Raw genomic sequence first — 4,359 nt, forward strand, 5'->3', positions numbered from 1 at the left:
CAGGCGTCATTCCGCGCTCGACTACACCAGCCCCTCGCAGTTCGAACGAACCGCGTCACGCTGAGCAAATGCCTCTCCACTTAAGCGGGGCAAGTCCAACTCGCGCAAATCAGATAGAAGGTTGACGTGACAGAACGATCGGAAACCCCCGCCAGCGAGACGCTCACTTGGAAGACTTTCATGGGGCAAGGAGCGATGCAATGGGGTCATTCGGATCTTCTGGCAGTAGGGTCCGACGAGGATCTTGCCCGTTTGGGCGAGCTCGCGGCTTATTTTTCGATCTGCGGCGACAGAAACGGAGGCCGTCTGGCGGACCAGGTCTGGATCGTTCTTCCGCCCTCGACCGCGGATGAACAGGCTACCGCCCTGGGTCAGTTGAGAAAAGCTGTTGATGCCACCCTCACCGAAGTCTCCAGCGGCTCGGCCACTGCCGAGATGCGCGAGGCCGCGTTCTCATTCCTATCTCTGCAGTTCACGGACAGCTACGACGGTGATGCGCTGGTCCAGGCGCTCTCGGCGACGCCCACGAAGACTGCTATTATCGTTGTCGAGGCCGGCCGCTATCGCATGGCCGCCACACAAATTCCCAACGGCAGCCAGCTGGAGGAGACAATGCGGGCGGCACATCTCCATCAGCTCCTGACCGAGGTCGACGCGCTTTGCCGGGCCAACGAAATCTACGTCACGCTCGATTCCGGCTTTCTTCCGCCTCAGCGAAAGGAGTCGCTGGCTTTGCTGCAGTCGGTCGGTGACGCCGGATTTGTGTCCGGTGAGATCGCCGGAGCTGAGCTTATCGATGCCGACGAGGTTACTGCCAAGGTTTCGCGGTGGAGTGATGCCGTCGATACGGGCGGTATTGGGGGCGTGATCAAGGAAATCGATGGCGATGACAGCCTGTCCGACCGGCAGCGCTTCTTCCTGAAACTCGAGTTTCTTTCCAGGGCAGGTCTTTCAGACCCGTTTCGCGATCTCCTTCAGGCCAAGTCGGACATGTTGGTCGAGCTGCCCGTGCAGCAGGCTTTGGCGATCGCGCGGCTGTCGGAATCTGCCGACATCGACGATTTTGCGGAAGCGCTAATTACGCAGGCGCTCCCAAATATTCGCGACAGCGAAGACTTCGCTCAGGCGCTCGACACCGCGCTGCGACTGCGTGGTCATCGACTTCGGTCAGCCGTGCTGGAGGCGTTCCGCCGGCTTCATCCAAACGCGCCGACATTGCAGCGACACGACGTGGTCATGGCGGCACGCCAAGGTGACTACGGTCGCGCGGTTACGATGCTGGAATCGATGACCGACGGCGACCACAAGGACGAAATATCCTTCTACCGCCTGCTTGCCGACGGCATGCAAGTCGATGGCTGGAACCCTTACACGGTTCATACGACGATCGCCGATGACCTTCCCGAGTTCGTCGGCGATGGCGGCGTCGAGATCGCGCTCCAGCTCGAGCGCGCCGGTCGGGTGGCCGAGAGCTTCGCATTCTTGCTCGGGCGCAATGCCGAGGTAACCAGCCGGGAGCTGCTCCTCCTCATTCGCCTGGCCAGCACGGCGCTCCAGGCAGCGGCCCTGTCGAGCGACGATCCGATGGTCGAGCAGGTCATGGACCGCTCGATCGCGTTCCTGGCGACCCATCCAGGTGACGGACGCGTTCGCACGCGGCTGGCCAGGCTGCTCGGCCCAACTGAGACTGGTTCGCGCGGGATCGCAATCCTCGTCACCGCCCTCCTCAAGCGTTCGGTCGCGAGGCCGCCGATCGATCCGCGACCGAAGATCGTCGACCGCCCGCCCAATATTCCGGCGGATCAGACCAAGGCACCGCTGGAGCGTATCTGGAAGTGGCTGGCCGACAAGGGCCAAGGCATGTGGGTGGTAGGACAGCATAGTTTTCCGGCCGAGCTGCTCGACGTATCCGCGGACGCGCTCATCGCTTCGATCCTGATCCAAGCGGACTATGCCGGGGACCGCATCGCGGAAACGGATGATCTTGTCCTGCCCAACATGTATCTTGCGGCCGCCAACGCCATCGCCCCGCTCGCCGAGCAGCGTGACGAGGATCTGACGATCGCTCGGACCGTGGGCAGCAAGTTTGCGGTCGCGGGCAAGGGACAGGCCGCCCGCGACATCGCCGAGTTCATTGTCACGAACAGCGGCGATCGTCCGGAGCGGCACCGGATAGCTTTGTTCAGCTTCGCGGATATCTACGCGCGCGTTGGCATGAGCACCGAAGCGATGGTCGCGATGGCGGCTGCGCTGGAGACGCGCGCGAAAGCATCCTGGGATGAAATTTGGTTCGAGACGAACCTGCTGTTCCGGCTGCTTCGCGACGCCGGAATGGCCGACCTCGCTTTGCCGCTGCTTGATCGTTCGCAGGAAGCCCTCGAGCAGCTGGGCATTGCTGAGCGTGACGGATTTCGCCTCGCAACGATGGCACTTCAGGCCGCGACTGCTGTCTTTTCCCGCGATGGCGGGTCCGATGAGGAGCTGATCGAACTGTTCGACGCAGCGGCCGCCAACGCGGCGGAAGTGCTTGACCGGAGCGATGACCTGCTGCCGATTGCGATGGCCCTGAACACGCTGGTCCACATTGGCGGCAACCGAGTTCCCGAACGCGTCGCGGCCGCCGAGGCACTCCTCAAGCAGATTGTCAGCAAGCTCCCGCCTGAGCGCCAACCTATGATCCGGGCAGCGAGCCGGGTGCCGACACTTGCCGACATCGCCGACGTGGCGCGTGGCCTCGACAATGCCCGCTATGCTATGGACGCGGGCTACGACCTGAGGCACTTGCGCGTCATGACGCGCACGCTCGTCGGGAATGCCTTGGCCGACGTCGACCCCAAAGCGCTGACCTACGCTGTTGAAGCCTCAGCGGACCGCGCGATCGAGCTTCGGGTTGCCGACGGCACGCTTGTCGAGGTCGAGCGCCTGCTGACACGAGCAGAGGCTCCTTACGAGGCGGCGATCGAGCTCAGCCGAGCGGACATCGCGATCGTCGGCATGGCAATGTTCGAAAGCCAGCTTACCACCGTCGAGTTTGAGAATGGCGATATTTCCGACCTCACGGTCGAGTCGGAGAACACCTTCTCTGCTGAAGCGCTCAATCGCTGGAGCGGGCGTTTCCCTAGGGATTATGCCCTGGAGTTGGTAGGCCAGGACGAGATGCGCGACAGCGTCGCGAACCTGGGGCTGACCAAGCTGCCCAAGCGGTCGATCATCGTTGCCGATGCGCGGCTACAGCGTTTCCCGCCCAATCTCCTGACGATCGACGGTAACTGCGCGGGCTTCGATCATGCGATCGGCGTGACACCCTCGCTCGAATGGCTGACCGCATCACGCCGGCTCGATCGGAAGGGGAACGGTGCAGCGCGCATGTGGATTCCGGTTTCCCCGGCTGGAGGGGAAACTGGTCCCCTTGCCATGATGGCAGATGAGGTAGCGCCGATCCTGACCGGGCATGGTGTCGAGCTTGAGCGCGGCGACCAGCCATCGCCGGGATTTGCCGATACCGACGTCGCGATCATCGGCGCGCACGGCGGACTGACCGAGGTGAACCGCTATTTTCGGTCGCTGAGCGACGACGGTCACGGCGTTACCGAGATTGCGCAGATCGCCGAGGTAACCCGCAAGGCCCGCCTGACGATCCTGTTCGTATGCTCAGGCGGCCGCATTGATCCTCATCCGGAAACCGGGATGGCGATCGGACTCGCAAAGCAAATCCTCGCGCGCGGCAGCGCCGCCGTGATCGGGCCGGCTTGGCCGATACCGTTTTTTGTCGCGCGGCCTTGGCTGGACGCTTTCCTGAAGGCTTGGCAGGGAGGTATGGTAGCGCTGGACGCTTGCCACGTGGCCAACCGCCACGTTTCCGACAAAACCAGTTGGGACCCCAAGCGCGCTCTCGCCATGTCGCTCTACGGCGATCCTTTCATTCGGAAGGACGCCTGATATGGCGGCGTTCGCAAATCATTGACGCGCACGGCTCGACGGTTTGCGATGGCGCATAAGCAAATTATGGAAGTCGGGTTTCGCGCGACGGAATCGCTATTCCGAGATCGACCGAGTCTCTGTTGTTCCGCGACGCCGGTTGGGTGAGGTCTGAACGACGGCTTCTGACAGGAGCTGCCGTTCGACATGTCGCGGCTGAATGGCTGGAAAGTCCCATCTTTTGTCATTCCGTGGATTGCTCGTTGTCCCTAACCTTCCCGATCGATCGACATCAGCGAGCGACCAGTTGACGTGACCCCCTGATTTTCCTCCACGAACGATTAGAGTCTGGCCTGAAGGAAGGACAGACGATGAAGCGTGCGAGGTTTTCAGAAGAGCAGATCATTGGGGTGCTGAGGAGGCAGAAGCGGGCGCGAAGAC

General features: G+C 62.2%; 1 protein-coding gene. It reads left to right on the plus strand.

Annotation, left to right across the window (positions count from 1 at the left end; translation table 11 throughout):
• The first annotated feature begins 195 nt into the window (after nt 1-195).
• The gene (locus ASE90_RS09365) at nt 196-3,939 is read left to right on the plus strand and encodes a hypothetical protein (protein ID WP_156361522.1); all 3,744 of its coding nucleotides are present in this window, start codon (nt 196-198) and stop codon (nt 3,937-3,939) included.
• Nucleotides 3,940-4,359 lie beyond the last annotated feature (420 nt).

This window comes from Sphingomonas sp. Leaf67 (assembly GCF_001421965.1).
GTDB lineage: Bacteria > Pseudomonadota > Alphaproteobacteria > Sphingomonadales > Sphingomonadaceae > Sphingomonas.

What these genes read in the sequence shown, in the direction of transcription:
- ASE90_RS09365 (WP_156361522.1), top strand. Translation starts at nt 196, where the DNA reads ATGCAATGGGGTCATTCGGATCTTCTGGCAGTAGGGTCCGACGAGGAT.